Origin of the sequence: Novosphingobium sp. YAF33, assembly GCF_052113265.1 — a bacterium.
In the GTDB taxonomy this organism is placed as follows: Bacteria; Pseudomonadota; Alphaproteobacteria; order Sphingomonadales; family Sphingomonadaceae; genus Novosphingobium.
In genome coordinates this window covers 100,221-123,627 of record NZ_JBFRCW010000007.1, presented here as the reverse complement: position 1 = coordinate 123,627, position 23,407 = coordinate 100,221, and the positions used below count along the sequence as shown (strand labels likewise).

Annotated in this window: 25 protein-coding genes; 9 read left to right on the top strand and 16 right to left on the bottom strand. The window is 66.0% G+C overall.

The genetic code is table 11. The features are described from left to right. The first annotated feature begins 39 nt into the window (after nt 1–39). Both def and rmuC read left to right on the top strand, forming a co-directional pair. Complete coding sequence (gene def / locus AB4Z00_RS16195; protein ID WP_132263110.1) at nt 40–609, top strand: peptide deformylase; 570 nt, start codon at nt 40–42, stop codon at nt 607–609. Nucleotides 610–1,105: 496 nt separating this feature from the next. After that, complete coding sequence (rmuC, locus tag AB4Z00_RS16190) at nt 1,106–2,716, top strand: DNA recombination protein RmuC (protein WP_442046582.1); 1,611 nt, start codon at nt 1,106–1,108, stop codon at nt 2,714–2,716. A gap of 3 nt (nt 2,717–2,719) precedes the next feature. Here rmuC and AB4Z00_RS16185 read toward each other — a convergent pair whose 3' ends face one another. From AB4Z00_RS16185 to AB4Z00_RS16150, 8 genes are all read right to left on the bottom strand, one after another. After that, entirely contained in the window at nt 2,720–3,151 is a 432-nt protein-coding gene (locus AB4Z00_RS16185) for an META domain-containing protein (protein WP_134093021.1), read from the bottom strand. 50 nt (nt 3,152–3,201) lie between these two features. Continuing rightward, nucleotides 3,202–4,047, bottom strand: a complete 846-nt coding sequence (locus AB4Z00_RS16180; RefSeq protein WP_442046581.1) for a TrmH family RNA methyltransferase — start codon at nt 4,045–4,047, stop codon at nt 3,202–3,204. After that, a complete protein-coding gene (locus AB4Z00_RS16175; RefSeq protein WP_132263103.1) occupies nt 4,044–4,322 on the bottom strand; it encodes an HPr family phosphocarrier protein in 279 nt (92 codons plus the stop codon). The genes AB4Z00_RS16180 and AB4Z00_RS16175 overlap by 4 nt, the downstream gene beginning before the upstream one ends. Further along, a complete protein-coding gene (locus tag AB4Z00_RS16170; protein ID WP_132263101.1) occupies nt 4,319–4,726 on the bottom strand; it encodes a PTS sugar transporter subunit IIA in 408 nt (135 codons plus the stop codon). Before AB4Z00_RS16170 ends, AB4Z00_RS16175 begins: the two co-directional genes overlap by 4 nt. 55 nt (nt 4,727–4,781) lie before the next feature. Next, entirely contained in the window at nt 4,782–5,753 is a 972-nt protein-coding gene (rapZ, locus tag AB4Z00_RS16165) for an RNase adapter RapZ (RefSeq protein ID WP_134093019.1), read from the bottom strand. 56 nt (nt 5,754–5,809) lie between these two features. Further along, entirely contained in the window at nt 5,810–6,238 is a 429-nt protein-coding gene (locus AB4Z00_RS16160; protein ID WP_442046580.1) for an HPr kinase/phosphorylase, read from the bottom strand. 2 nt (nt 6,239–6,240) lie between these two features. Further along, a complete protein-coding gene (locus tag AB4Z00_RS16155) occupies nt 6,241–7,818 on the bottom strand; it encodes a sensor histidine kinase (protein ID WP_132263097.1) in 1,578 nt (525 codons plus the stop codon). A 66-nt stretch (nt 7,819–7,884) separates the two neighbouring features. Further along, on the bottom strand, nt 7,885–8,688 hold the full coding sequence (locus tag AB4Z00_RS16150) for a response regulator transcription factor (RefSeq protein WP_442046579.1): 804 nt from the start codon (nt 8,686–8,688) through the stop codon (nt 7,885–7,887). 258 nt (nt 8,689–8,946) lie between these two features. On the opposite strand from AB4Z00_RS16150, the gene AB4Z00_RS16145 reads away from it, so the two are divergent. Beyond that, the gene (locus tag AB4Z00_RS16145; protein WP_134093015.1) at nt 8,947–10,548 is read left to right on the top strand and encodes a phosphoenolpyruvate carboxykinase; all 1,602 of its coding nucleotides are present in this window, start codon (nt 8,947–8,949) and stop codon (nt 10,546–10,548) included. 156 nt (nt 10,549–10,704) lie between these two features. Further along, nucleotides 10,705–11,058, top strand: coding sequence for a hypothetical protein (locus AB4Z00_RS16140; protein ID WP_132263092.1), 354 nt, complete (start codon nt 10,705–10,707; stop codon nt 11,056–11,058). A 60-nt stretch (nt 11,059–11,118) separates the two neighbouring features. On the opposite strand, the gene AB4Z00_RS16135 is transcribed toward AB4Z00_RS16140, so the two are convergent. Next, complete coding sequence (locus AB4Z00_RS16135; RefSeq protein ID WP_442046578.1) at nt 11,119–12,951, bottom strand: DUF885 domain-containing protein; 1,833 nt, start codon at nt 12,949–12,951, stop codon at nt 11,119–11,121. Between the two features lie 94 nt (nt 12,952–13,045). Here AB4Z00_RS16135 and AB4Z00_RS16130 point away from each other — a divergent pair, with 94 nt between their 5' ends. After that, nucleotides 13,046–13,258: a hypothetical protein gene (locus AB4Z00_RS16130; RefSeq protein ID WP_132263089.1), complete on the top strand. Its 213-nt coding sequence runs from the start codon at nt 13,046–13,048 to the stop codon at nt 13,256–13,258. Between the two features lie 53 nt (nt 13,259–13,311). Here the strand turns inward: AB4Z00_RS16130 and AB4Z00_RS16125 are convergent, their stop codons facing one another. Continuing rightward, the gene (locus AB4Z00_RS16125; RefSeq protein WP_132263087.1) at nt 13,312–13,968 is read right to left on the bottom strand and encodes an alpha/beta hydrolase; all 657 of its coding nucleotides are present in this window, start codon (nt 13,966–13,968) and stop codon (nt 13,312–13,314) included. 130 nt (nt 13,969–14,098) lie between these two features. Between AB4Z00_RS16125 and AB4Z00_RS16120 the strand changes: the two genes are divergently transcribed. The 3 genes from AB4Z00_RS16120 to AB4Z00_RS16110 are packed head-to-tail and all read left to right on the top strand — an operon-like array spanning nt 14,099 to nt 16,564. Further along, nucleotides 14,099–15,154, top strand: coding sequence for a cysteine desulfurase family protein (locus AB4Z00_RS16120; protein WP_442046577.1), 1,056 nt, complete (start codon nt 14,099–14,101; stop codon nt 15,152–15,154). Continuing rightward, nucleotides 15,151–16,230, top strand: a complete 1,080-nt coding sequence (locus AB4Z00_RS16115; RefSeq protein WP_442046576.1) for a cysteine desulfurase family protein — start codon at nt 15,151–15,153, stop codon at nt 16,228–16,230. Before AB4Z00_RS16120 ends, AB4Z00_RS16115 begins: the two co-directional genes overlap by 4 nt. A gap of 1 nt (nt 16,231) precedes the next feature. Then, nucleotides 16,232–16,564, top strand: coding sequence for a 2Fe-2S iron-sulfur cluster-binding protein (locus tag AB4Z00_RS16110; protein ID WP_132263082.1), 333 nt, complete (start codon nt 16,232–16,234; stop codon nt 16,562–16,564). A gap of 58 nt (nt 16,565–16,622) precedes the next feature. On the opposite strand, the gene AB4Z00_RS16105 is transcribed toward AB4Z00_RS16110, so the two are convergent. Next, complete coding sequence (locus AB4Z00_RS16105; RefSeq protein WP_134093009.1) at nt 16,623–17,162, bottom strand: type 1 glutamine amidotransferase domain-containing protein; 540 nt, start codon at nt 17,160–17,162, stop codon at nt 16,623–16,625. 102 nt (nt 17,163–17,264) lie between these two features. Here AB4Z00_RS16105 and parC point away from each other — a divergent pair, with 102 nt between their 5' ends. Continuing rightward, entirely contained in the window at nt 17,265–19,574 is a 2,310-nt protein-coding gene (gene parC / locus AB4Z00_RS16100) for a DNA topoisomerase IV subunit A (protein ID WP_132263079.1), read from the top strand. Nucleotides 19,575–19,618: 44 nt separating this feature from the next. Here the strand turns inward: parC and AB4Z00_RS16095 are convergent, their stop codons facing one another. From AB4Z00_RS16095 to AB4Z00_RS16075, 5 genes are read right to left on the bottom strand one after another with little or no spacing between them, the layout of a single operon-like run. After that, on the bottom strand, nt 19,619–20,275 hold the full coding sequence (locus AB4Z00_RS16095) for a retropepsin-like aspartic protease family protein (protein ID WP_442046575.1): 657 nt from the start codon (nt 20,273–20,275) through the stop codon (nt 19,619–19,621). A 43-nt stretch (nt 20,276–20,318) separates the two neighbouring features. Further along, nucleotides 20,319–20,990, bottom strand: a complete 672-nt coding sequence (locus tag AB4Z00_RS16090) for a retropepsin-like aspartic protease family protein (RefSeq protein ID WP_442046574.1) — start codon at nt 20,988–20,990, stop codon at nt 20,319–20,321. Then, nucleotides 20,987–22,159, bottom strand: coding sequence for a CCA tRNA nucleotidyltransferase (locus AB4Z00_RS16085; protein WP_442046573.1), 1,173 nt, complete (start codon nt 22,157–22,159; stop codon nt 20,987–20,989). The genes AB4Z00_RS16090 and AB4Z00_RS16085 overlap by 4 nt, the downstream gene beginning before the upstream one ends. After that, nucleotides 22,152–22,745, bottom strand: coding sequence for a CoA pyrophosphatase (locus AB4Z00_RS16080; protein ID WP_314465535.1), 594 nt, complete (start codon nt 22,743–22,745; stop codon nt 22,152–22,154). The genes AB4Z00_RS16085 and AB4Z00_RS16080 overlap by 8 nt, the downstream gene beginning before the upstream one ends. Beyond that, entirely contained in the window at nt 22,742–23,287 is a 546-nt protein-coding gene (locus AB4Z00_RS16075; protein ID WP_442046572.1) for a DUF1285 domain-containing protein, read from the bottom strand. Before AB4Z00_RS16075 ends, AB4Z00_RS16080 begins: the two co-directional genes overlap by 4 nt. Nucleotides 23,288–23,407 lie beyond the last annotated feature (120 nt).

The following is a 23,407-nucleotide window of genomic DNA, read 5'->3' as shown; positions in this document are numbered from 1 at the left end:
CATCTTGCGAAAAACCGCCATCGCGACTATCTGCGCCCCATGGCTATCCGTGAAATCCTCGAAGTTCCCGATCCGCGTCTCAAGCAGGTTTCGGTCCCCGTCGAAAAGTTCGACGACGAGCTCAAGACGCTCGTCGAGGACATGTTCGAGACCATGTATGACGCACCGGGCATCGGCCTGGCCGCCATCCAGGTGGGCGTTCCCCTGCGCGTTCTGGTGATCGACCTTCAGCCGGACGACGAGGATGCCGAGCCGGAAGTGTGCACCGCTCACGGTGATCATCACCACACGCACCAGCCGACCAGGAACGAGCCCCGGATCTTCATCAATCCGGAAATCCTCGATCCTTCGGAAGAGCATACCGTCTACCAGGAAGGCTGTCTCTCGGTCCCAGAGATCTATGCCGACGTGGAGCGCCCCTCGCGCATCCGTGCCCGCTGGCAGGACCTCGACGGCACCGTGCACGAGGAAGACATGGAAGGCCTGATGGCCACTTGCCTTCAGCACGAGATGGACCATCTCGAAGGCATCCTCTTCATCGACCACCTCTCGCGCCTCAAGCGCCAGATGGCGCTCAAGAAGCTGGACAAGCTGCGCAAGGCGGCGTGAAATATCCTTCAGTTGGCTGCTTTTTTGCGGGCCGTGGATAATTCCACGGCCCGCTTGCGTTCTTCATACGTTCCTGCATGATGGCGTCACTTCATCCACTAGGGCGAGTGAAGTGCAGATTCGCTGCTAAACCTGAGCGGGCCCGTCGCGAGATTGAACATTAGTCTCTTTGTGCTGATCGTTGCCCTCTTGAGAGAAGTTGCCCTCTTGAGAAAAAGCGCGTTAGGCCGACCACGTCAATTTCGTGACCGCTTTAACAGATTAGCCCGAAACACAAGGGGATACGCTGTGATTGAACAGTTGTACTCATTGTGTTGCCTAAGCGACGGATTTCATTGGCTGGTGATCTCGCCAAGTGGTGAAATTCTCCGGTGCTCTGCCTTTGGCTTTGCAACGGAAGAACAGGCGCTTCGGGACCTTCAGATTTATATCTGAAGGAAGCAACACAGGATGCCGGCGAGTTCGCTCGCCGGCATTTCTGGCGGATTGGATAAATATGGAAATCGCTGTCGTCGCCATACTTGCGCTCGTTGTCGGCCTGGGGGCCGGTTGGTTCTTCGGCTCCCGGCCCGGCGCCGAATGGCGTGCCCGCCACGAGACGCGCGACCGTGAGGCGCGCGATCTCGACGAGCGCTTCCGGGCAGCGATTCGCGACCTGGCAGGCGCCACGGAGCGCGCCAGCCGGGCCGATGACCTTGCGGCTTCGTTGGAACGCACGCGGGCCGAACATGGCCTGGCGGTGGACCAGCTGCGCAAGGACCATGGCGAGACGGTGGAGCGCCTGCGCTTCGAGCATGTCCAGATACTGGACCGCACGCGCGGCGAATTGACCCAGGTTATGGACCACACGCGGTCCGAGCATGCCGGTCTGGTCGATGGCTTGCGCCGCGAGCAGCGCGAACTGGCTTCCGAACTCGCGACGCTGCGCGAAAAATCCGCCAATTTCGACGAACAGAAGCGGCTTCTGCTGCAAGCGCAGGAAGCGCTGCGCAAGGAATTCGAAAATGCGGGCGCGAAAGTGCTCGCAGGCGCGCAGGATGCTTTCCTGCGCCGCGCCGGGGCGCGGTTCGAGGAGAGCGAGAAAGCCAACGCCGAGCGCATCGCCACGCTGCTGGCGCCGGTCGGCGAGCGCCTCAAGTCCTACGAACTGCAGGTATCCGCGCTCGAAGCCAAGCGGGTCGATTCGTTCGGCCAGCTCACCGGCCTGATCCAGTCGATGCGCGAAGGGCAGGAAAAGGTGCGCGAGGAAGCGCAGCGGCTCGGCAATTCTCTGCGCAATGCCCCCAAGGCGCGAGGGCGCTGGGGCGAGCAGCAACTTCGCAATGTGCTGGAGCAATGCGGTCTTGCCGAGCACACGGACTTCGTCACCGAACATTCGATCGACACCGAGGAAGGCCGACTGCGGCCGGACGCGATCGTCAACATCCCGGGCCAGAAGCGGCTGGTGATCGATGCCAAGGTCTCGCTCAATGCCTATCAGGAGGCCTTCGAGGCGCAGGACGAAACGACGCGTGACGCCGCGCTGCGCCAGCATGTCGCCTCGATGCGCAATCACGTCCAGACCCTGGGCGCCAAGAGCTACCAGAGCCAGTTCGAGGATGCGCCGGATTACGTGGTCATGTTCGTGCCGGGCGAGCATTTCGTGGCCGCTGCACTGGAGCAGGATCCCGAACTCTGGGACTTCGCTTTCCGCAACCGTGTGCTGCTGGCCACGCCGACCAATCTCGTCGCCATCGCCCGCACCGTGGCGCAAGTCTGGCGACAGGACGGCCTGGCGCGCGAGGCGCGCGAGATCGGCCGGATGGGCGGCGAACTCTACGATCGGTTGGCCACGGCCAGCGAGCACATGAAGCGCGTGGGCGCGGGTCTCGAATCGGCGGTGAACAATTACAACAAGTTCGTAGGCAGCTTCGAGCGCAACGTACTCAGTTCGGGCCGCCGCCTGCGCGACAAGCACATCGAGATCGGCAAGCGCGAGATCGACGACGTGCCGCAGATCGAATCGACGCCGCGCTATGGTGCCGAAGCCGTGGCCGAGGAGATCGAGGCCATTGCCGAGACCCGGCCCGCCGTAGCGGATAATCCCCTGTCGGAAGCGGCCGAATAGACCTCAGCTGCCGTCAGCGGTGCGTGTCGGTCGTTCGATGGGGCCGCCTTCGCGAACCAGTTCGGCCGTGTGCCCGCTCGATTGCAGGATCATGTGATTGCCTTCGACGGCGAAGCGGGGCGTTGCGACGAGCAGGGCGTTCACGGCCTTTTCCTGGTCCCAGGCGGGAACGGTGCAGGTCATTTCGGTAAGGGCGAGGGGCCCGGCGATCAGGCGCTCCTCGTCGATGCGCCAAGGGCCGTCCATGCGGTTGCAACCGACCTGAACGCCGACCTTGCGTCCTTCGAAGGTCAGGCGCGCATCCGTGGAATCGGGGCGTTGCCCGTCGATCAGGGCAAAGCGCCAGGTCGTGCGGGCCAGGGGCGAATCGTCGCCCTGTATGGAACAGGCAGCGAGGGGCGACAGGAGGCAGAGAGATAGCAGAGCGGCACGCATGATGCGGCGCACTCTACACGTCCCAGATGATGCCCGGATGAACGCCCTTTTCAGTTACCGTCCTGACGATGGGGTCCGTCAAGATGCGCCAGGGCTTCGTAGGCCAGCACGGCACCCGCCACGGCGGCGTTCAGGCTGTCCGCCCGCCCGCGCATGGGAATGGTGACGCGCAAGTCACAGGCTTCCTCGTAGGCTTGCGGCAGGCCCTGCGATTCGTTGCCGACCATCAGGAAGCACGGCGCGGCGTAAGGCGCCTGGCGATAATCCGTGGGATCCCGCAGCGAGGCCGCGACGAGCTGGCCATCGCCGGCCCGCAACCAGTCCTGGAATTCGTCCCACCGGGCGATCGCGATCTTTTGCGTGAAGATCGCTCCCATGCTGGCGCGCACCGCTTCGACCGAAAAAGGATCGGCGCAGTCGTCAAGCAGGATCAGCCCGCCGGCACCGACGGCATCGCCCGTTCGCAGCATCGTTCCGAGGTTGCCCGGGTCGCGCAGGGCCTGCGCCACCAGCCAGATCGGGGCCGAAGCGCGGTCTAGATTGGCAATGCGCGTGTCGAACTCGGCGAAAACGCCCGCGACGGCCTGCGGATTGTCCTTGCCGGTGACCTTGGCAAGAATTTCCTCGTCCATTTCGACGATATCGCCGCCAGCCTCCGCGACAGCCTGTTCGAGCGCATCGAGAAGAGGGTGTGGATCGCGGCCAATGGCCATGACGAGCATCTCCGGCACGATGCCGCATTCGCGGGCATCGGTCAGGAGGCGCAGGCCCTCGGCCAGGAAGCGCTGTTCCCGCTTGCGGTGCTTCTTCTCGCGCAGAGAGCGCAGGAATTTGACCAGCGGGTTGGAGAATCCGGTAATGGTGCGGCGGTAGACCGCGCGGTCGGAAGGCGTCATTCTTCGCCGAAACCGTCACGCACGAGCGTGGCGAGGACCGCAAGCGCATCCTGCGCGCCTTCGCCCTGGCAGGCGATCTCGATGCTGTCGCCCTTGGCGGCACCGAGCATCATCAGCCCGAGAATGGAATTGCCGGCCGCTTCGGTCCCGTCCTTGCCGACGGTGACCAGTACGGATTCCGGCAGTTCGGCGACGTGGTTGACGAACTTGGCACTGGCGCGGGCATGAAGGCCGCGCTTGTTGACGATCAGCACCGTCTCACGCGCAGCGCTCATGCGGCGTCCTGCCCGAGGTATTCGCTGGCGATCGTGATGTAGTTTCGCCCGGCATCGCGCGCGGCTGCGGCAGCGTCGCGCACGGACATGCAGGCACGTGCCTTGGCGAGGCGGATCAGCATGGGCAGGTTGATTCCGGCGATCACTTCGACTTTGCCGGCCTGCATCAGCGAGATGGCGAGATTCGAAGGCGTGCCGCCGAACAGGTCGGTGAGGATGATGACGCCTTCGCCGCTGTCCACGGCTGTGATCGCTTCGGCAATCTCGCTGCGACGGCGCTCCATGTCGTCGTTGGGACCGATGCAGACGGTGGCGACCGCGGACTGGTCACCGACGACGTGCTCCATCGCGTGTACGAATTCCTCGGCAAGATTGCCGTGAGTGACCAGGATCATGCCGATCATGCTGGGGTTAGGCTCCGAATTTCCTGCGAATGCGACCGGGTTATATAATCTTCTTTCACGCCACCGGACCCCTTCGAGAATTTCCCCCCTCGAGCAGATCAGCAGCCCGCGAGCCCAGGTTGCGATGCAACAATGTGGGCGAAAAACCCGCTTCGCGCAAGGCCGCTGCCATTTGCTCGGCGGTAAAAACGGAGCGGTGTCGCCCTCCGGTACACCCGAAGGCAATGTGGAGATAGGCCTTGCCCTGGGCGCGGTACCGCGGAAGCAGGAGCAGCAGAAGGTCGCGAATCCGCGCAAATGCTTCGTCGAAAGCAGGGTCTTTGCGGATATAGTCGCCCACCGGGGCGTCCTGTCCGGTCATCGGGCGTAACTCCGAATCCCAGTGCGGGTTCTCCACGAAGCGCATGTCGAAGACGAAGTCGGCCAGCGGGGGCATTCCGCGCGAGAAGCCGAAGCTGGACACCGTGATCGTCAGGTCTTCCGGCTCGTCAGTGGCGAACCGCTCGCGAATCGCGCGTTGCAGGTCGTTAGACGTGAACTCCGTGGTTTCTATCAGGATGTCGGCCCAGCGGCGCAGCGGCGCGAGCAGTTCGCGCTCGGCCCGGATGCCGCTGTCCACCGGTGCGTCGGCCGCCAGGACATGGCGCCGGCGGGTCTCGTTGAAGCGGCGCTCCAGCTCCTTGCTCGAACAGTCGAGGAACAGCGTGGTGACTTCCAGATCCGCGCGTTCACCCAGCGCCTTGACCTGTGCGATGACCCGCTCGGGATTGAAACCGCGGGTACGGCAATCGAAGCCGATCGCGAGCGGCGATGGGTCGTCCGAGGGTTTGCCCTCGATCATGCGCTCCAGCAGACGGACCGGGAAATTGTCGATGATTTCCCAGCCGAGATCCTCCAGCACCCGCAGGACCGTGGTCTTGCCGGCACCGAGCATGCCGGTCACCAGCAACACTTTCTGTCGGCGGGCGGGCTGAGTCGGGTCGAGAGGGGCCGGGGAAGCCGCTCCGGGGGGGAGATCGTCCTGCATCCGGGGCTGTTTGCGCCCCGGCGCGGGGAAAGAAAAGGGGCGATCTTACAGGTTTGTCACCCGGTGAGACCATAATGCAACAACGCCAGCTCGACCTTCAGCGCCAGGGGCCCGGCATCGGGCCAAAGGCGCAGCGCGGGGATGGCGATGCCGCCGAGGTCGATGGTCTCCGCTGCTTCGATGAAACGCGGCGCGGCGGGGTCGAGCGTGACCAGCAGGGCCACCGGCGCCTCGTCGGCGCAGGGGAAGGGTAGAATGCCGAGATTGCGCACTTCGATCAGGCCCCGCGTGTGGGGATGCGGCCGCGCCCAGAGGCGGCCGCTTGTCGCTTGCAGCAGAATGCCGTCGTCACCCACCAGACGGGCGCCGCGGTCGATGAGCGCGAGGGCCAGGCCAGACTTGCCCGTGCCCGATGGCCCTTCGATCAGCACTGCGCAGTCCGCGATGGCGACGCAGGTGGACTGCCGGGCGAAAGGCGCGGTCATCGTCATTCCCCCTGCCACGCGGGCAGCGAGAGGAGCAGCCGTGCGCCATGCGTGCCGTCCGTGCGGTCCGTGGCGCGCAGCTTGCCGTAATGCGCCTCCACGATGGTGCGGGCGATGGCCAGGCCCAGACCCGAATGCTTGCCGAACTCCTCGCTGTTCGGCCGCAGCGAATGGAAGCGTTCGAAGATGCGCTCGCGGGCGGCTTCCGGGATGCCGGGGCCGTGGTCGGACACGGAGAGAGTGACGCGGCCCTCGCTGCGGCCCACCGCGACTTCGATCGGCGTGCCGCCCGGCGAAAAGGATATGGCGTTGTCGAGCAGGTTCTGGAGCACGCGTTCCAGCCGCGACGCGTCGCCGGGAACCAGGAGGTCGCCGTCGGCCTCGCGAATGATGCGGACCGGGCAGGCGCCGTTGACGCCGCGCTGCTCACGTTCCGCGACGAGCGCGCGGACGAGGCGGAGCATGTCGACCGGCTCGAACGTCGTGCGGCTGAGTTCCGCGTCGATGCGGCTGGCATCGGCGATTTCGGTGACGAGAAAATCGATCCTCCGCACGTCGTCCTTGGCGATGCCGATCAACTGGCGTCGCAAGGAAGGCTCATCGACGCGGTCGAGATTTTCAAGCGCGCTGCGCAGGCTGGTGAGGGGGTTTTTCAGTTCGTGGGCAACATCGGCCGCGAAACTCTCCACCGCGTCGATGCGCTGGCGCAGGGCGCCGCTCATGTCCGAGATCGCGCGGGCGAGCAGGCCGATCTCGTCGCGGCGGTCGGGCAGGCGCGGCACGATCACGCTGCGGTCGCGGCCGAGCCGCACGCGCACGGCGGAGCGGACCAGCTTGCGGAGCGGCTCGACGATGGTGCGCGCGAGGAACAGCGAAAGCAGGATCGAAACGGTGAGCGCGGCGCCGACGATGATGGCGAGCGTCTGGCGGGCCATGCGCACGTTTTCGGTAATGTCGCGCGCGTTGCGGGTGACGAGCAGCGCCTCTCCGCGGTGCCCGACCGGCGTTGCGGCGATGATCACCGGTGTACGGTCAGGCGCGGCCTTGTGGCTGACTTCGGTGCGTCCGCTGGCAAGAGCGGCAGCCACTTCCGGCCAGGCGGAGGCGCCGGCGCCGGGCGCATCGTGGTAATCGGCGACCGGCGGTGAGCCGAGGACCCAGTCCATGCCCTTGTCCAGCGCGCGGGCGGCATCCTGGAACCAGGGCTCCGTGGCGGGATCGATGAGGGTGTAGGAGGGCCTGGCCAGCGTGAAGCTGTCTGCCGCGAGCTTGCCGTTGCGGTCGAACAGGCGCAGGCGCAAGGCCTGGCCGGAGCCGATGCGGGCGATCAGGTCGCGGCGGCGCTCGGCCTGTTCGCCGTTCAGCGTGATGGCGACGACTTCGGCTTCCGCGCGGGCCAGGCGGAAGCGTTCGTCCAGCAATTCGCGGCGGTAGCTGTCGATGTAGAACAGGCTGCCCGCCAGCAGGGCCAGGGCGATCACGTTCACGGCGAGAATGCGCGCCGTCAGGGAGACGCGCCAGGACAGGCCGAGCCTGACCGGCAGAGGGGCCTTGCGTCGCTTGCGGGTGGGGCTGGACATCACGGCCGGGCGGAGGGGTGCAGAGGCGCGGGCGGGTTGGCGAGGGGCCGGAGGCGGCGATGCGGTTCAGCCATCGGTGAACGAATAGCCGGCGCCGTAGAGCGTATCGATGGCGGAGAATTCGGGGTCGACCCCGCGGAACTTGCGGCGCAGGCGCTTGATATGGCTGTCGATCGTGCGGTCGTCGACGTAGACGTCCTCGCTATAAGCCGCATCCATCAGCTGGTTGCGGCTTTTCACGACGCCGGGCCGCAAGGCGAGCGCTTCCAGGATGAGGAACTCGGTAACGGTCAGCGAGACCGGTTCGCCATTCCAGGTCACCTGATGGCGCGCGGGGTCGAGGCTGAGGCGGCCGCGTGTCACCGGGTCGGGCAGGTTTTCCTGCACGGTCTCCTCGCTGGACGTCTTCGCCAGTTCGCTGCGGCGAAGGATCGCGCGAATGCGGGCGATCAGCAGGCGCTGGCTGAACGGCTTGGTGATGTAGTCGTCCGCGCCCATCGCCAGGCCGAGCGCCTCGTCCGGTTCCTCGTCCTTGGAGGTCAGGAAGATCACCGGCAGGCTGGACTGTTCGCGCAGCGCCTGGAGCAAGTGCAGCCCGTCCATGCGCGGCATCTTGATGTCGAAGATGGCCAGGTCCGGCGGATTCTCCAGCAGGGCCTTCAGCGCCGTTTCGCCATCGGTATAGAGGCGGGTGGCGAAGCCTTCGGCCTGGAGACCGATCGACACGGTGGTCAGGATGTTGCGGTCGTCGTCCACCAGCGCGATCGATTGCTGGCGGACGGGTGCCGGCAGGGTCTCTTCGGAGGAAGGGCTGCCCGTGGCGGGGGAGCCGGCCGGGCCTGGCGTGGAAGATGCCGTGGATTCAACCATGGATTGCGCTGCGTTCCTTCCGTGCAATCGAACGCCGTGACTAGCGGCTGCCGGCCTGGCCGTCCACGCCTTTGCGATTCGTCCCGAATTTGCCCCGGAATGGTCGAGGTGCATTCGTCCTACCTCCCCCGCTCCATTTATTTTTGCAAAAATTTGACGGAAAAGGGGCTGGGCGAATAATCGCCAGCCGATTCTTGCGCAAAAATGTCGGGGCGTGCCCGGTTCCCGCCGGTCCCGCCTTAAATGGAGGAGATGACATTGGCCGCTTCCCTTAACTATCCGCTCGCCAGTCAAGGCATAGAAACAGGCGCGAAAGTGCTCGCGAACCTCGGCACCGCGCCGTTGATCGAGCAAGCCGTCAAGAATGGCGAGGGCATGCTCGCTGCGGACGGCCCGTTCGTCGTGGCGACAGGCAAGCACACCGGGCGCTCGGCCAAGGACAAGTTCATCGTCAAGGACGCCGAGACCGAAAATACGGTCTGGTGGGGCAAGACCAACGTGCCGATGACGCCGGAACATTTCGCCGCGCTCAAGGCCGATTTTCTGGCCGCCGTGTCCGAGAAGGATCAGCTCTACGTGGCCGACCTGTTCGGCGGCTCGCAGCCGGAACACCGCGTGAAAGTGCGGGTGATCAACGAGTTCGCCTGGCACAACCTGTTCATCCGCACGCTGCTGGTGCGCCCGACCGAGACGGAGCTGGAAAGCTTCGTGCCCGAATACACCATTATCGACCTGCCGAGCTTCCGCGCCGATCCCGAGCGCCATGGTTCGCGCAGCGAGACGGTGATCGCGGTCAATTTCAGCGAGAAGCTGATCCTCATCGGTGGCACCTCCTATGCAGGCGAGATGAAGAAGTCGGTCTTCGGCATTCTCAACTACCTGCTGCCGACCAAGGGCGTGATGCCGATGCACTGCTCGGCGAATATCGGTCCCGAGGGCGATACTGCCGTGTTCTTCGGCCTTTCCGGCACCGGCAAGACCACGCTTTCGGCCGATGCCTCGCGTACCCTGATCGGTGACGACGAGCATGGCTGGTCCGATACCGCCGTGTTCAACTTCGAAGGCGGCTGCTACGCCAAGATGATCCGTCTTTCGGCCGAAGCCGAGCCGGAAATCTTCGCCACCACCAAGCGCTTCGGCACGGTGCTGGAAAACGTGGTGATCGATCCGGAGACGCGCCAGATCGACCTCGACGACAACAGCCTGGCCGAAAACAGCCGCGGATCCTACCCGATCGACTTCATTCCGAACTGCTCGGAGAAGAACCTCGGCCCGGTTCCGAAGAACATCATCTTCCTGACCGCCGATGCCTACGGCGTGCTGCCACCGATCGCGCGGCTCACCCCGGACCAGGCGATGTACCACTTCCTCTCGGGATATACCGCGCGCGTTGCCGGCACCGAGATCGGCGTGACAGAACCGGAAGCGACGTTCTCCACCTGCTTCGGCGCACCATTCATGCCGCGCCATCCCTCGGTCTACGGCAATCTCCTCAAGGAGCGCATCGCCAAGGGCGGCGTGAAGTGCTGGCTGGTGAACACCGGCTGGTCGGGCGGCATGGCGACGATGGAAGGCATCAAGCGCATGCCGATCAAGGCCACCCGCGCCCTGCTCAATGCCGCGCTCGACGGCAGCCTCAACAATGCCGAGTTCAAGGAAGATCCGAACTTCGGCTTCGAGGTTCCGGTGGCGGTTCCGGGAGTCGACAGCAAGCTGCTCGACCCGCGCGGCGCCTGGGCCGACGGCGATGCCTACGACAAGACGGCGCAGACGCTGGTGCGCCAGTTCATCGAAAACTTCGCCCAGTTCGAAGAGCATGTCGACGAAGGCGTGCGCAAGGCGGCGCCGGTCGCGGCCTGATCTTGGACAATCCTGCTTCGAAAGCGCTTGGTTCTACGTGAATCAGGCATTCCGGCTTGAAATAAACAGGGGGCCTCGGAACTTCGGTTTCGAGGCCCTTGTTTTGTCATCAAGACAGTGCATCCTCCTCTTCCCCCTCTCTCCAGGAGAAAGACCATGGGACTTTTCGACGGCATCCTTGGACAAGTCAGCGACCACCCCGACATCGCGAACCTCGCCTCCAAGCTCGGCATCGAGCCGGCGCAGGCTGAAAAGGCGATTGCCGCGCTCGGACTGGCGCATCAGGAAGAGGGCGACACGGCGCAGCTGGCCGCGCAGAAGACCGGTCTCGGCGTCGGCACGATCCAGCAGGTGATCGCGGCCATCGGCGGCGAAGGCTCGCTGGGTCAGTTCGCCAGCCTGGTCGGCAGCGATCCTTCGAAGTTCACCGCGTTCCTCGACAAGGACGGGGACGGCAGCGTGATCGACGACCTGACCGACATGGCCAAGGGCTTCTTCGGCAAGAAGTAAGCGAACGGCCCAACTCGTGAATTATCGTCGTCCCGGATCCGATCCGGGACGACGTTACCATCAACCGGCCTTGCCGGTGGCGATATAGCTGTCGATATTCTTCGCCAGCACGTCCAGCGGCACATTGCCGCCGTCGACCACGGCCTGGTCGAAATCGCGCAAGTCGTAGCGGGTGCCGAGCGCCGCCTGCGCGCGGTTGCGCTGCCGATTGATCTCGGAATGGCCCATCTTGTAGCCGCAGGCCTGGCCCGGCCAGGAGCAGTAGCGGTCCACTTCGTTGGCCACTTCCTCGCGCTTGTTGCCGTTCTTCTCCATGAAGAAGCGCACGGCCTCTTCCCGGCTCCAGCCCTTGGAATGGAGGCCGGTGTCGACGACCATGCGGCAGGCACGAAACGCGATCGACTGGAGATAGCCCAGCTGGCCGACCGGATCGTCGGCATAGGCGCCAAGCTCGTCGGCCAATTGCTCGCCGTAGAGCGCCCAGCCTTCCGAATAGGCGTTGAAGGCCAGGATCGAGCGGATCAGCGGCAGGCGGTTGGCATATTCGCCCTGCCAGACGTGGCCCGGGATCGCTTCATGGTGGACCAGTGTGGGCAGGTCGTACTTGCGGTGCAGGTCCGTGGTGCGCAAGTTAATCCACATCTTGCCCGGAACCGAGCCGTCGATCGAGCCGGCGCCGCCGTAAGCGGTCGGCGCGCCGGGTTCCTCGGCCAGCGGCAGGCGTCGCACTTCGACATTGCCCTTCACCGGATCGCGGAAGGCGCGCGGCATCTGGGCGCGGATCCAGTCGATGCGGTGGCGGATGAAGGCCATGATCTCGGTGCGGCCGGGATCGCCCTCGGGGAACATGAAGCGCTTGTCGGTGCCGAGCGCGGTCATCCGCTCGCCCACGGTGCCGGTGGTATAGCCCAGCTTCTGAAGGATCGGGTCCATGCGGGCATGGAGCGCGGCCAGTTCCTCAAGCCCGCGCTGGTGGATCTCCGCGGCGGGCACCGTGGTGGTCGTGCTGGCGCGCAGGGCCCAGGCGTAGAATTCCGCGCCATGAGGACGCTCGCGCATGCCCGGGTCGCCCTTGGCTACACCGCGCTGGCGCTTCAGTTCGGCGAGCTGGCGCTCCAGCGCGGGCACGACTTCGGCGGAAACGATGGCCTTCGCACGATCCTCCCAGTTGCCGGGGATGGTCTTGGTGCGATCGACCAGCGAACTGACGAGGCCGCCGCCGTTGTTGCGGGCATCCTCGAGAGTGCTGGTCATCTGCGCGATGGCGCGGTCCAGCAGGAAGTCCGGCGGGACGAGGCCCTGGTCGGTGGCCTTGCGCATGCGCTCCAGCTCTCCGTCGAGCTGGTTGTCGAACTGCGACAGGCGCGAGATGTAGGCCTCCGCATCGGCGGCGGACTTCACGGGATGGTCGGCATCGAGGAATTTGGGCGTGTCGAGATAGGCGCCCACGTTCTGGATCACGACATAGGGCGTGTTGCGCCAGCCGCCCACGGCGACATCGCCATAGGGCTGCGCAAAACCGTCGAGCGAGGTCTTGTAAGCGCTGCGCACCACGGCAAGGCTGGTCTGCGTCGCATGGTCCAGGCCGGACACCGGGAATGCCTCCACGCGGGCGAGGTCTTCGCGCAAGGTCTTGGCGAGCGCGGCCTTGCCCGCGAAGGAGCGGTCCTCCGCCTTGGAGCGCAAGGCGGCATGGGCGCCCACGTCGATGCCCAGGCCGGTTGCGCCTTCCGGATTGTGCTCCAGCAGCCTCCAGGCGATCGAATCGAGCAGGGCGGCCGCGTCCTGTGGCCTGGCCGCCGCGGCGCGGGCGACGCCGGGCAGGGCGATGCCGGCAGTTCCGGCGGCGAGGAGTTGGAGCGTGGTGCGCCGCGAGAGTGCTGCGGCCGTCATGTCAGGGTTCTTCATGGCCGCGAAATCTGGCGGCGACGTTCCCGCCTGTCAAACCCGCTCGCGCCGGCCAGGCGAGTGCGTTAGGGGATAAGCCATGGACTTCGCCCTATCTCTCATGATCCTGACCATTGTTCTGCTCGTGCTGGGGGCCGTCGCGCTCTTTCGGCGCGGGGGCTACCGCAAGCAGGCCGCTTTGATGCTGGTGCTGGCGGGCGTGTTGACCGTGAACGTCGCGATCTGGACTTTGCCGAATTCGCAGGGCGACACGCTGGCCAAGGCTGGGGATACGAAAAAGGCGTCGGAGTGACTCCAACGCCTTTTTCGCTCTGAAGGGCCTGGTTCTTCGGCCCTAGGAACCCGTCACTTGATCGGGCAATCCGGTGCCAGACGCATGTCGAGGTAATTGTCGACCGACCGCATCAGGTCGTCCATCTCGTTCTCGAAGAAATGGTTCGCGCGGGGGATCTCGTCGTGGTGGATCGTGATGTGCTTCTGGGTGCGAAGCTTGTCGACCAGCTTCTGTACGGCGTTCGGCGTCACCACCGTATCTGCCGCGCCCTGAATCAGGATGCCCGATGCGGGGCAGGGGGCGAGGAACGAGAAATCGTACATGTTGGCAGGCGGGGCAACCGAGATGAAGCCGCGGATTTCCGGGCGGCGCATCAAGAGCTGCATGCCGATCAGCGCGCCGAACGAGTAGCCGGCGATCCAGGTGGTCGAGGCTTCGGGGTGGATCGACTGCACCCAGTCAAGCGCGGCGGCGGCGTCGGAAAGCTCGCCCACGCCGTTGTCGAAGCTGCCCTGGCTGCGGCCGACGCCGCGGAAGTTGAAGCGCAACGTCGCGAAGCCGCGATTCACGAAAGTCTTGTAGAGGTGCTGCGTGATGCGGTCGTTCATCGTGCCGCCGGCCTGGGGGTGCGGGTGAAGGATCATCGCCACGGGCGCGCGCGGACGCGGCGCCGGCTGGAAGCGGCCTTCGAGGCGGCCTTCGGGTCCGGGGAAGATGACTGCGGGCATAAGTTTCGCGAACCTGACCTGTTGAAACTCCCGCGAAAACGGCGGCGAATTTCTCGCCAGCCATCGCGGGAGTGGAAAAAGGGAAGATCGCTATATAGAAACCTTCGCTCCAAAAACAACTTTTCAAGCGATGTCAGCCCAACAGATCTATCTCGACCATGCGGCGACCACGCCGCTCCTGCCTCAGGCCCGCGAGGCGTGGCTGGAAGGGGCGGCGCTCTGGGCCAACCCGTCCAGCCCGCACAAACAGGGCCGCGCCGCTCGCGCCAGCCTTGAGGACGCGCGCGAGCGGGTGAAGAAAGCGCTCGGCTGGCAGGGCGAGGTGATCTTCACGTCCGGGGCGAGCGAAGCCCTGGCGATCGGTCTCGGCCGGGCCAGGGCAGAGCGGCGGCTGGTCTCGGCCGTGGAGCACGATGCCGTGTTCCGCGCCGCGCCGGACGCGCAGGAACTGCCCATGCGGGAGGGTGAAATCGATAGCGATGCCCTGGCAAGGGCGCTGGCCATGCCTGGCCGGGCGGTCGTGGCGGTGCAGTCGATCAATTCGGAGACCGGCACCGTTCTCCTGCCTTACGCTCGCAATCCGCTGGTGGAGCAAGTGCGCGCCGCGGGAGGGCTGGTCGTGGCGGACTGTTCACAGTCGGCCGGCAAGGCGGCGCTGCCCGATGCGGACATGATCGTGCTTTCGGCGCACAAGTTGGGCGGACCCATCGGCATAGGCGCCTTGCTCGTCAGGGATTTCGCCATGCTCGCACCGAGCGGCGGGCAGGAGCGCGGCTACCGCGCAGGGACCGAGAATCTGCCGGGCGCTCTCGGCTTCGCGGCGGCCCTGGAAGCGATGGGGCTGGAGGGTTGGGCGACCACGGCGGAGCAGCGCCTCGATTTCAGGGCGGCGTTGTCCCGGTATGGCGAAGTGCTCCAGCCGGGCATGCAGTGCTCGCACATCTTTGCCGTGGCCGCGCCGCGTCTGGCGGCGACGGCCATGCTGATCCGCATGGACGCGGCGGGTTTCGCGATCTCGGCCGGAAGCGCGTGCTCGTCCGGTACGCTCAAGCAGAGCAGGGTGCTCAAGGGTTTCGGCATCGACGAGGATCTGGCCCGGCGCACCGTGCGCGTCAGCCTTGGCTGGAACACCACGCCCGCCGATCTGGACGCCTTTGCCGAGGCCTGGTCGCAGGTGAATGCGTGATCTACCTCGACTATCAGGCCACCACCCCGCTCGCCCCTGAAGCGCGGGAGGCGATGCTGCCCTGGCTCGGCGGGCCGGAGGGCATGGGTTTCGCCAACCCGCATAGCCCGCACCGTCCGGGCCGAGCCGCTGCCGCCATAGTCGAAGTGGCGCGCGAGCAGGTGGCTGCGCTGCTGCCACCCGGTGGGCGGGTGATCTTCACTTCGGGAGCCACGGAAGCTCTCAATCTCGCCCTGGCGGGAAGCCGCAGCACGCGACTGGCCGTCTCGGCCATCGAACATGCCGCCGTTCTCGATAGCGCGCGGGCGATCGATGCCGCGGTCTCGATCCTGCCGGTGAGCGCGCAAGGGCTGGTCGATCCTGCGCGGCCGATCCCGACGGGGACCGGCCTTGTCGCGGTGATGCAGGTCAACAACGAGATCGGCACGGTCCAGCCGGTGGAGGCGCTGGCCGAGGCCGCCCATGCGGCCGGGGCGCTGTTCCTTTGCGATGCCGTGCAGGGCGCCGGAAAGCTGGCCCCGCCGGCCGGCGCCGACATGATCGCGATCTCGGCGCACAAGCTCTACGGCCCCAAGGGAATCGGCGCGCTCTGGGTGCGGGACGGCGTGGCGCTTGCGCCGCTGATCCATGGCGGCGGACAGGAGCAGGGCCTGCGTTCCGGCACCCTCAGCCCGGCACTCTGCGCCGGTTTCGGGGCTGCGGCGACCATCGCGGCCGCGCGCATGGAGGAAGATGCCCGGACCGTCGATGCCCTGTGGAATGCCGCGCGCGATATCCTCTCGCGCTGGACGCTCAACGGGTCGCCGGAACATCGCTGGCGCGGAAACCTCAACCTGCGGCTGCCGGGGCTGGATCTTGCCCGGCTCATGTCGGACGTTCGGAACGTGGCCTTTTCCGCCGGTTCCGCCTGCGCCAGCGGTTCGGGACGGCCGAGCCACGTCCTCAAGGCGATCGGACTGTCCGATTCAGAAGCCAAAGCCTCTATCCGTCTGGGATTCGGGCGATATAGTGACCTTGGGGAGCTTGTGGATGCCTGCGAACGAATAGAAGCCGCAGCGGCGGTGCAGGGAGTCTGAATTGCTGAACGTGAGGTTCTTGACCGCGGAAGGAAAACTCGTCCTGGCGGAAGCCGAGACGGGAGACGTGCTTCTGCGCGTGGCGCAGGGCGCCGGCATGCCGCTGGAAGGAACCTGCGAGGGGCAGATGGCCTGCTCGACCTGTCATGTGATCGTGGCGCCCGACTGGTTCGACAAGCTCGAACCCGCCTCCATGGACGAGGAGGATATGCTGGACCTTGCTGCCGGCGTGGCGCGAACCAGCCGGTTGTCCTGCCAGATCGAGCTGACCGACGCGATGGACGGCCTGGAAGTGCGTATTCCGGGCTTGGCGCGGGATATGCAGATAGACTGAGAGATCTAGCTTGTCGTCCCGGATCAGATCCGGGACGACGATCCGGGACGACAAAGGGTCAGGCGTCTGCTGCCGCGTCCTGCACGGCCTCGATCACGGCCTTGGAAAATGCTGGAATGTCGTCCGGCTTGCGGCTGGTGATGAGCAGGCCATCCACGGCGACTTCCTGGTCCACCACGTTCGCGCCGGCATTGCGCAAGTCCGTGCGGATGGAAGGCCAGCTGGTCACCGTCTTGCCGCGCACGGCGTCGGCTTCCACCAGGAGCCACGGGCCGTGGCAGATCGCCGCGACCGGCTTGCCCGCGGCCAGGAAGTCCCGCACGAGCTGAACCGCTTCCGGCTTGGTGCGCAGGACGTCCGGGTTCATCTGACCGCCCGGCAGCACGAGGGCGTCGAAGTCCCCCGCGCTGACGGAGTCGAGCGAAGCGTCGACCTTGACGCTGTCGCCCCAGTCGGTGTGCTGCCAGCCCTTGATCTCGCCGCTTTCGGGGCTGGCGATCACGGTTTCGATGCCGGCTTGGTTCAGCGCGTCGCGCGGGCCGGTGAGTTCGGATTGCTCGAAACCGTTGGTGGCGACGATGAGCACGCGCTTGGTCATGGAAAATTCTCCAGTGTCTAGGGTTTGCAAAAGGAATGAACGGCGGAAAACTTCCGTTCCGGTGGTTCCGCTCGGCTCGCCGCGTTGCTAGGCCTGCTGGTCATGGTGACCACGACCGACGAAGACTCCGATCCCTTCGACGCCATCGTCGATGCGCCCTTCGATGCTGCGCTTTCCGAGCGCTACCTCGTCTACGCATTGTCCACGATTACAGCGCGTTCGCTGCCGGACTTGCGGGACGGGCTGAAGCCGGTCCACCGCCGCCTGCTCTGGGCGATGCGGCAGCTGAAGCTCGACCCGGCCAGTGCCTACAAGAAATCCGCCCGCGTGGTCGGCGACGTCATCGGTAAGTATCACCCGCATGGCGATGCCTCGGTCTACGATGCCATGGTCCGCCTCGCGCAGGACTTCTCGCTGCGCTATCCGCTGGTGCAGGGGCAGGGCAACTTCGGCAATATCGATGGCGATAACGCGGCAGCCTACCGCTACACCGAAGCGCGCCTGACGCGCACGGCAATCCACCTCATGTCCGGCCTGGACGAGGGCACTGTCGATTTCGTCCCCACCTACAATGGTGAGGAAAGCGAGCCGGAAATCTTCCCCGGCATGTTCCCGAACCTGCTGGCGAACGGTTCCACCGGCATTGCCGTGGGCATGGCGACCTCTATCCCCAGCCATAACGTCGCCGAAATCATCGACGCCACGATGATGCTGATCGACAATCCCCATGCCGAGCATGACCAGCTCATGCAGGTCTTCCACGGACCGGACTTCGCGACCGGCGGCATGGTGGTCGACAGCCCGGAGGCGATCAGCCACGCCTACGCGACCGGCAAGGGCGCCTTCCGCGTGCGCGGGCGGTTTTCCTGCGGAAAGGACGAGGCGGGCAACTGGGAGGAAACCGGGGTCGAGAAACTCGGCAGCGGCCAGTGGCAGCTGGTCATTTCCGAAATCCCCTACATGCTGGCCAAGGGCAAGCTGATCGAGCAGGTCGCCCAGCTCATCGCCGACCGCAAGCTGCCGATCCTCGAAGACATTCGCGACGAGAGCGACGAGCAGATCCGCATCGTCTTCGTGCCCAAGAGCCGCAATGTCGATCCRGAGCTGCTGAAGGAAAGCCTCTACCGGCTGACCGATCTGGAGAGCCGCTTCTCGCTCAACCTCAACGTGCTGGACTCGCACCGCACGCCGGGGGTCCTGGGGCTGAAGCTGCTCCTGTCGGAATGGGTCTACAGCCAGATCGACATCCTGCTGCGCCGCACCCGGCACCGGCTGGAAAAGATCGCCTCGCGGCTGGAGCTGGTGGCAGGCTACATCATCGCCTACCTCAACCTCGACCGAATCATCGAGATCATCCGTACCGAGGATGAGCCCAAGCCGGTGATGATGGCCGAGTTCGAGCTGACCGATCGGCAGGCCGAAGCCATCCTCAACATGCGCCTGCGTTCCTTGCGCAAGCTGGAGGAAATGGAGCTGCGCAAGGAGCACGCGGACCTGCTCAAGGAGCAAGACGACCTCAACAAGCTGCTCGAGAGCCCGGCCCGCCAGCGCACCCGCCTGAAGCGCGACCTGATGAATTTGCGCAAGGACTACGCCGAGGACACCGCTCTCGGCCGCCGTCGCACCACGATCGCGCAGGCTACGCCGACCGTGGAATTCTCGATGGACGCCATGATCGAGAAGGAGCCGGTGACGGTGATCCTCTCGGCCAAGGGATGGATCCGCGCGGCCAGGGGGCATGTGCCCCTCGGCCAGGATGCGAAGGGCGGCGACTTCAAATTCAAGGAAGGCGACGGCCCGGCTTTCGCCTTCCATGCGCAGACCACCGACAAGATCCTGATCGCGGCGGACAACGGGCGCTTCTACACGCTGGGCGCGGACAAGCTGCCCGGCGCGCGCGGCTTCGGCGAGCCGATCCGCACCATGGTCGACATCGATGCCGATGCGCATCTGGTGGCGGCACTGCCTTACAAGCCCAAGGCGCAGCTGCTGCTGGCCTCCAACGTCGGGCGCGGCTTTGCCGCCGAGGCGGACGAATTGCTGGCGGAGACCCGCAAGGGCCGCGCCGTCATGTCCACCAAGCCGGGTGTGCAACTGGCCTTCGTTCGCGAGATCCCGGCGGAGCACGATCACGTCGCGGTCGTCGGTGACAATCGCAAGCTGGTGATCTTCAGCCTCGAGGAGCTGCCGGTCATGGCCAAGGGGCAGGGGGTCACGCTGCAGCGTTACCGCGATGGCGGACTTTCCGACATCATCACGCTCAAGCTGGAGGATGGCCTTTCCTGGACCATGGGCGGCGAAACCGGCCGCACCCGGACCGAGAAGGACATGGTCATGTGGAAGGTCGCACGCGGCGCCGCGGGCCGCCTGCCGCCGGTCGGCTTCCCGCGCGACAACAAGTTCCAGGGGTGATTCGAAACGCGTCGCCCGGACTCGATCCGGGGCGACGCGGTTTCTTAGCTTGCCGGCTGAGGGTGATGGGGAACGAGGATGAGCGTCCGGCCTTCTACGCGCCAGCTTGCCAGCCGCGAGAGCAGGTTCATGCCGATGACGTTCTGGTCCTCCAGACCCGGCGCCACGACCACGTCCAGCTGCCGCGCGACGACGCTGCCAAAGCGCAGTTCGTCCGCCGTGCCCAGCTCCGCCGCGACCGTGCCGTTGGCCGTGCGCATGGCGATGTTCTGACGCAGTGGCTGCGCGCGGACTTCGGCGCTGTTGGCCAGGCGCGGGGAGATCGCGGTAAGCGTCGCGCCGGTGTCGACCAGGAAATCGCCTTCGACCCCGTTGATCGTGGCATGGACCCAGAAGTGACCGTCCCGCGCCATCGGCACGCGGGTTTCCCCGCCGCTCACGCTCTGGCGGGACAGGCCCAGCTCCGGCAGTTCTATTCCCGGCAGGGCGAAGTCCGTACCACTGGTCAGGCGCGTCGCTTGCACCACGGTCAGCAGCAGGGCGGCCACCAGTCCCAGGTTGCCGAGCCCGCGTACGAAGCCGCCCAGCAGCGGCAAGGGGCCGCGCAGCAGTCCGCCCAGCACGGTGACGAAGATCGCCGCCAATGCCAGGGCCAGCAGCGGCTGACCGGCGAGGAAAGACAGGAGCTGAGGAAAGTCCATCAACAGGTCATAACAGGAACATCCTGTCGGAATGCTGACAGGATCACGATTTGGGCGAGGAGGAGGCCGAGGGTGCGTGCGGGGCCGCCTGGCGAGGCACCAGGATCAGGCGGCCGTTTTCCACCCGCCAGGCGGCAAGCTGGGAGAGCAGATTCATGCCGATGACGTTGGTTTCCACCTCGTTGTCCGGTCCGATGGCGACTGGCAAGGCATGCGCCTCGATCGAACCGAACGCCAGCGAGGCGGCACTGGCCATGCGCGCGACGATGGTGCCGTTGGCGGTTTCCAGCATGACGCCCTGGTCGTCGCCATCGGGCTGGATCCCCGCGCGTTCGGCCACCGACCTCGAGATGCCGGTGTAGGTTGCGCCGGTGTCGATCAGGAAATCCACCGGCTCGCCATTGAGCCTGGCCTGGATCCAGTAATGCCCGTCAGCACGAAGCGGGATCACCGTCTCGCCGCCCTCGACCGAAGGCGGGCGCGTCTCGTCCAGCCAGAGCGCGGCTTCGGAGCGGGTGTTGTGAAGCGCGACTTGCGTCACGGTCAGCAGCAGCGCGGCGACCAGTCCGAGGTGCGAAAGGTTGCGCAGCGACTGGCCCAGCCGCGGTCGGCGGCCGGCGAGCATCCCGGCCAGCACCGCGACGAGAATGGCCAGGATGGTCAGCGCCAGCAGCGGCTTGGCATAGAACAGATCGGTCAGCTGCCCGAGGTTCACGAGCTTTGGCCGGCAAGTTCGGCATCGAGCAGGGCGGAAACCCGTGCTTCGTCCGGGAAGCCTTCCGCGATCCAGCGATCCTCGACCCGGCGCAGCAGGCGCGCCACTTCGGGGCCGGCGCCGACACCGCGCGCGACGATCTGGCCGCCCTTCAGCGGAAAGGCCGGTATGTCCCAGTCCCGCAGCGCCGCCGTGTCCTCGCCTGCGATCAGGAAGCGATCGAGCGCGCCTTCGATGCCCAGGCGATAGGCGAGCGCGCGGGGCTCGCCCAGGGCTTCGTCCCGCCCGGCAGCCACGGCGAGGCGCTTCTTCTGCGCACCCGAAAGGCGGAAGCGCGAGGCGACCTGTTCTGCCAGCGACACTTGCGGCGGCAGCAACGCGGCAAGACGGCGGATCGCATCGGGGGCGATCTCCTGCGCCTGTTCCACGGACACGAGGGCAGCGAGCGCTTCGGGCCGTGCCTCGGGCAGGATCACCGCCAGCACACCAAGCTGCGCCATGCGCGCCACGGTCGGCGCTGGATCGGGCAGGCCGAGCAGGTTCATCGTTTCCATGCCCACGCGTTCGCGCGAAAGGCCCTTCAGCGTGGAGGCGAGTTCGGCGCAGGCACCTTCCGCTTCCTGATCGGCGGGCATGGTGCCGAAGCGGGCCTGGAAGCGAAAGTAGCGCAAGATGCGCAAGTGGTCTTCGCGAATGCGCTGACGGGCATCGCCGATGAAGCGGACGCGGCGCGCGGCAAGGTCGTCGAGCCCGCCGAACCAGTCGAATATCTCGCCGCTCGCCGGGTCGGCGTAGAGCGCGTTGATGGTGAAGTCGCGCCGGGCCGCGTCCTCGCGCCAGTCGGTGGCGAAAGCCACGGTGGCGCGGCGGCCGTCCGTGGCGACATCGTGGCGCAAGGTGGTGATCTCGACCGGGCTGCCCGGCAGCACCGCGGTGACGGTGCCGTGCTCGATCCCGGTGGGGACGTGGCGGATCCCGGCGTCCCAGAGGCGCTGCATGACGTCCTCGGGCGTGAGGAGCGTAGCCATGTCGATGTCCTTCACCGGCTGGCCGAGCAGGCTATCGCGAACCGCCCCGCCGACGTAGCGCGCGTTTCCGTGGCCCAGTGCGGCGACGAGCGCGGCAAGGTCTTCGCGCTCCATCCACGGGGCAGTCAGTCTTTCAGTCATTCCAGTTCAGCCTGCGGGCAAGATTGTGGAGGATCGCACCGGTAACGCCCCAGATGCGGTGGTCATGCCAGGTGATCTCGACAAAGGCATGGCGGCTGCCTTCGGCCTCGATCCACCTGGTCTTCTGGTTGACCGGGTCGAGCACGAATTCGGCCGGCGCTTCGAACCACTGCGCCACTTCGGCGGGGTTCGGGATGATCGGCAGGTCGGGCGGGATGATGCCGATCACGGGGGTGATCTCATAGCCGCTGCCGGTGCGATAGAGATCGCTGGTGCCGATCACCTTCACGTCACCGGGCCTGATGCCGAGTTCCTCGTGCGCCTCGCGCAGGGCGCCCTCCACGGCGGTCTCGCCGGGATCGAGGCGGCCGCCCGGGAACGCGATCTGGCCGGGGTGGGCGCGCATGGTAGAGGGACGGTGCAGCATCAGCATGCCGGGGCGCGGGCGCTCGGTCAGGGTGATGAGCACGGCGGCCGGCTTGAACGTTTCGATCTGGTGGATGCGCGGGTCGATCCACAGCGCGTCCGGCGCGCCGTGACGTCCGGCCTCGAAGCGGCGCGATACGTCGTCGAACAGCCCGTTCATGCGGGAACGAGCGAGAATGTCGCGCCCTGGCTGGATACGGAGAGGTCGCCGCTCGCAAGGGCGATCTCGGCGATCTGGCTATAAGTGCTGCGATTGAGGCGTGCCTCGGTACCATGGCGCACGCCGAGGTAGAGTGCGGGCGTCTCCGGATCGCCCACGCTGCGAATGGGGTGGTCCGGCCCGGCCACCACGAGATCGTCGCTATTGAGCCGGAACACCAGCGTATCCCCGTCCTGCCGCACGTCGACGGCGATGAAGGCCGCATCCTCGACCTCGATCGAGAGCTTCTCGGCGGGTGTCACCAGCCAGTGGCGACCCTCGGCGTCGCGCAGCAGCAGCGAGGCGAAAGCGCGGACCATGGCGGGACGGCGAATCTCGCCGCCCTGATGAAACCAGCGGCCATCGGCGCGAATGACCATCTCGCTGTCGCCGCTGCTGGCGGGCGCCCACTCTGCGACCGGCGGCAGCTTGCGCGCGGCGACCAGCTCGGCGACCTGGGCGAGCGAAAGGGCGTTCAGTTCGGGCGGCGGTTCATAAGGCATGGGCTTGCGATGCCAGATAGGGCTTCGCGCGCCAAGGTCCAGTGCGCAGCGTCATGCGCGAAGAGCAACGAGGCCCGGCGCGCGGGTTCACTGCGCAGGCTTGTCGTCCAGGCTCGTGAC

Excerpts from the sequence above, each read along its gene's own strand:
- def (WP_132263110.1), top strand. The coding sequence starts at position 40 with ATGGCTATCCGTGAAATCCTCGAAGTTCCCGATCCGCGTCTCAAGCAG.
- rmuC (WP_442046582.1), top strand. The coding sequence starts at position 1,106 with ATGGAAATCGCTGTCGTCGCCATACTTGCGCTCGTTGTCGGCCTGGGG.
- AB4Z00_RS16185 (WP_134093021.1), bottom strand. The coding sequence starts at position 3,151 with ATGCGTGCCGCTCTGCTATCTCTCTGCCTCCTGTCGCCCCTCGCTGCC.
- AB4Z00_RS16180 (WP_442046581.1), bottom strand. The coding sequence starts at position 4,047 with ATGACGCCTTCCGACCGCGCGGTCTACCGCCGCACCATTACCGGATTC.
- AB4Z00_RS16175 (WP_132263103.1), bottom strand. The coding sequence starts at position 4,322 with ATGAGCGCTGCGCGTGAGACGGTGCTGATCGTCAACAAGCGCGGCCTT.
- AB4Z00_RS16170 (WP_132263101.1), bottom strand. The coding sequence starts at position 4,726 with ATGATCGGCATGATCCTGGTCACTCACGGCAATCTTGCCGAGGAATTC.
- rapZ (WP_134093019.1), bottom strand. The coding sequence starts at position 5,753 with ATGCAGGACGATCTCCCCCCCGGAGCGGCTTCCCCGGCCCCTCTCGAC.
- AB4Z00_RS16160 (WP_442046580.1), bottom strand. The coding sequence starts at position 6,238 with ATGACCGCGCCTTTCGCCCGGCAGTCCACCTGCGTCGCCATCGCGGAC.
- AB4Z00_RS16155 (WP_132263097.1), bottom strand. The coding sequence starts at position 7,818 with ATGTCCAGCCCCACCCGCAAGCGACGCAAGGCCCCTCTGCCGGTCAGG.
- AB4Z00_RS16150 (WP_442046579.1), bottom strand. The coding sequence starts at position 8,688 with ATGGTTGAATCCACGGCATCTTCCACGCCAGGCCCGGCCGGCTCCCCC.
- AB4Z00_RS16140 (WP_132263092.1), top strand. The coding sequence starts at position 10,705 with ATGGGACTTTTCGACGGCATCCTTGGACAAGTCAGCGACCACCCCGAC.
- AB4Z00_RS16135 (WP_442046578.1), bottom strand. The coding sequence starts at position 12,951 with ATGACGGCCGCAGCACTCTCGCGGCGCACCACGCTCCAACTCCTCGCC.
- AB4Z00_RS16130 (WP_132263089.1), top strand. The coding sequence starts at position 13,046 with ATGGACTTCGCCCTATCTCTCATGATCCTGACCATTGTTCTGCTCGTG.
- AB4Z00_RS16125 (WP_132263087.1), bottom strand. The coding sequence starts at position 13,968 with ATGCCCGCAGTCATCTTCCCCGGACCCGAAGGCCGCCTCGAAGGCCGC.
- AB4Z00_RS16120 (WP_442046577.1), top strand. The coding sequence starts at position 14,099 with ATGTCAGCCCAACAGATCTATCTCGACCATGCGGCGACCACGCCGCTC.
- AB4Z00_RS16105 (WP_134093009.1), bottom strand. The coding sequence starts at position 17,162 with ATGACCAAGCGCGTGCTCATCGTCGCCACCAACGGTTTCGAGCAATCC.
- AB4Z00_RS16095 (WP_442046575.1), bottom strand. The coding sequence starts at position 20,275 with ATGGACTTTCCTCAGCTCCTGTCTTTCCTCGCCGGTCAGCCGCTGCTG.
- AB4Z00_RS16085 (WP_442046573.1), bottom strand. The coding sequence starts at position 22,159 with ATGACTGAAAGACTGACTGCCCCGTGGATGGAGCGCGAAGACCTTGCC.
- AB4Z00_RS16080 (WP_314465535.1), bottom strand. The coding sequence starts at position 22,745 with ATGAACGGGCTGTTCGACGACGTATCGCGCCGCTTCGAGGCCGGACGT.
- AB4Z00_RS16075 (WP_442046572.1), bottom strand. The coding sequence starts at position 23,287 with ATGCCTTATGAACCGCCGCCCGAACTGAACGCCCTTTCGCTCGCCCAG.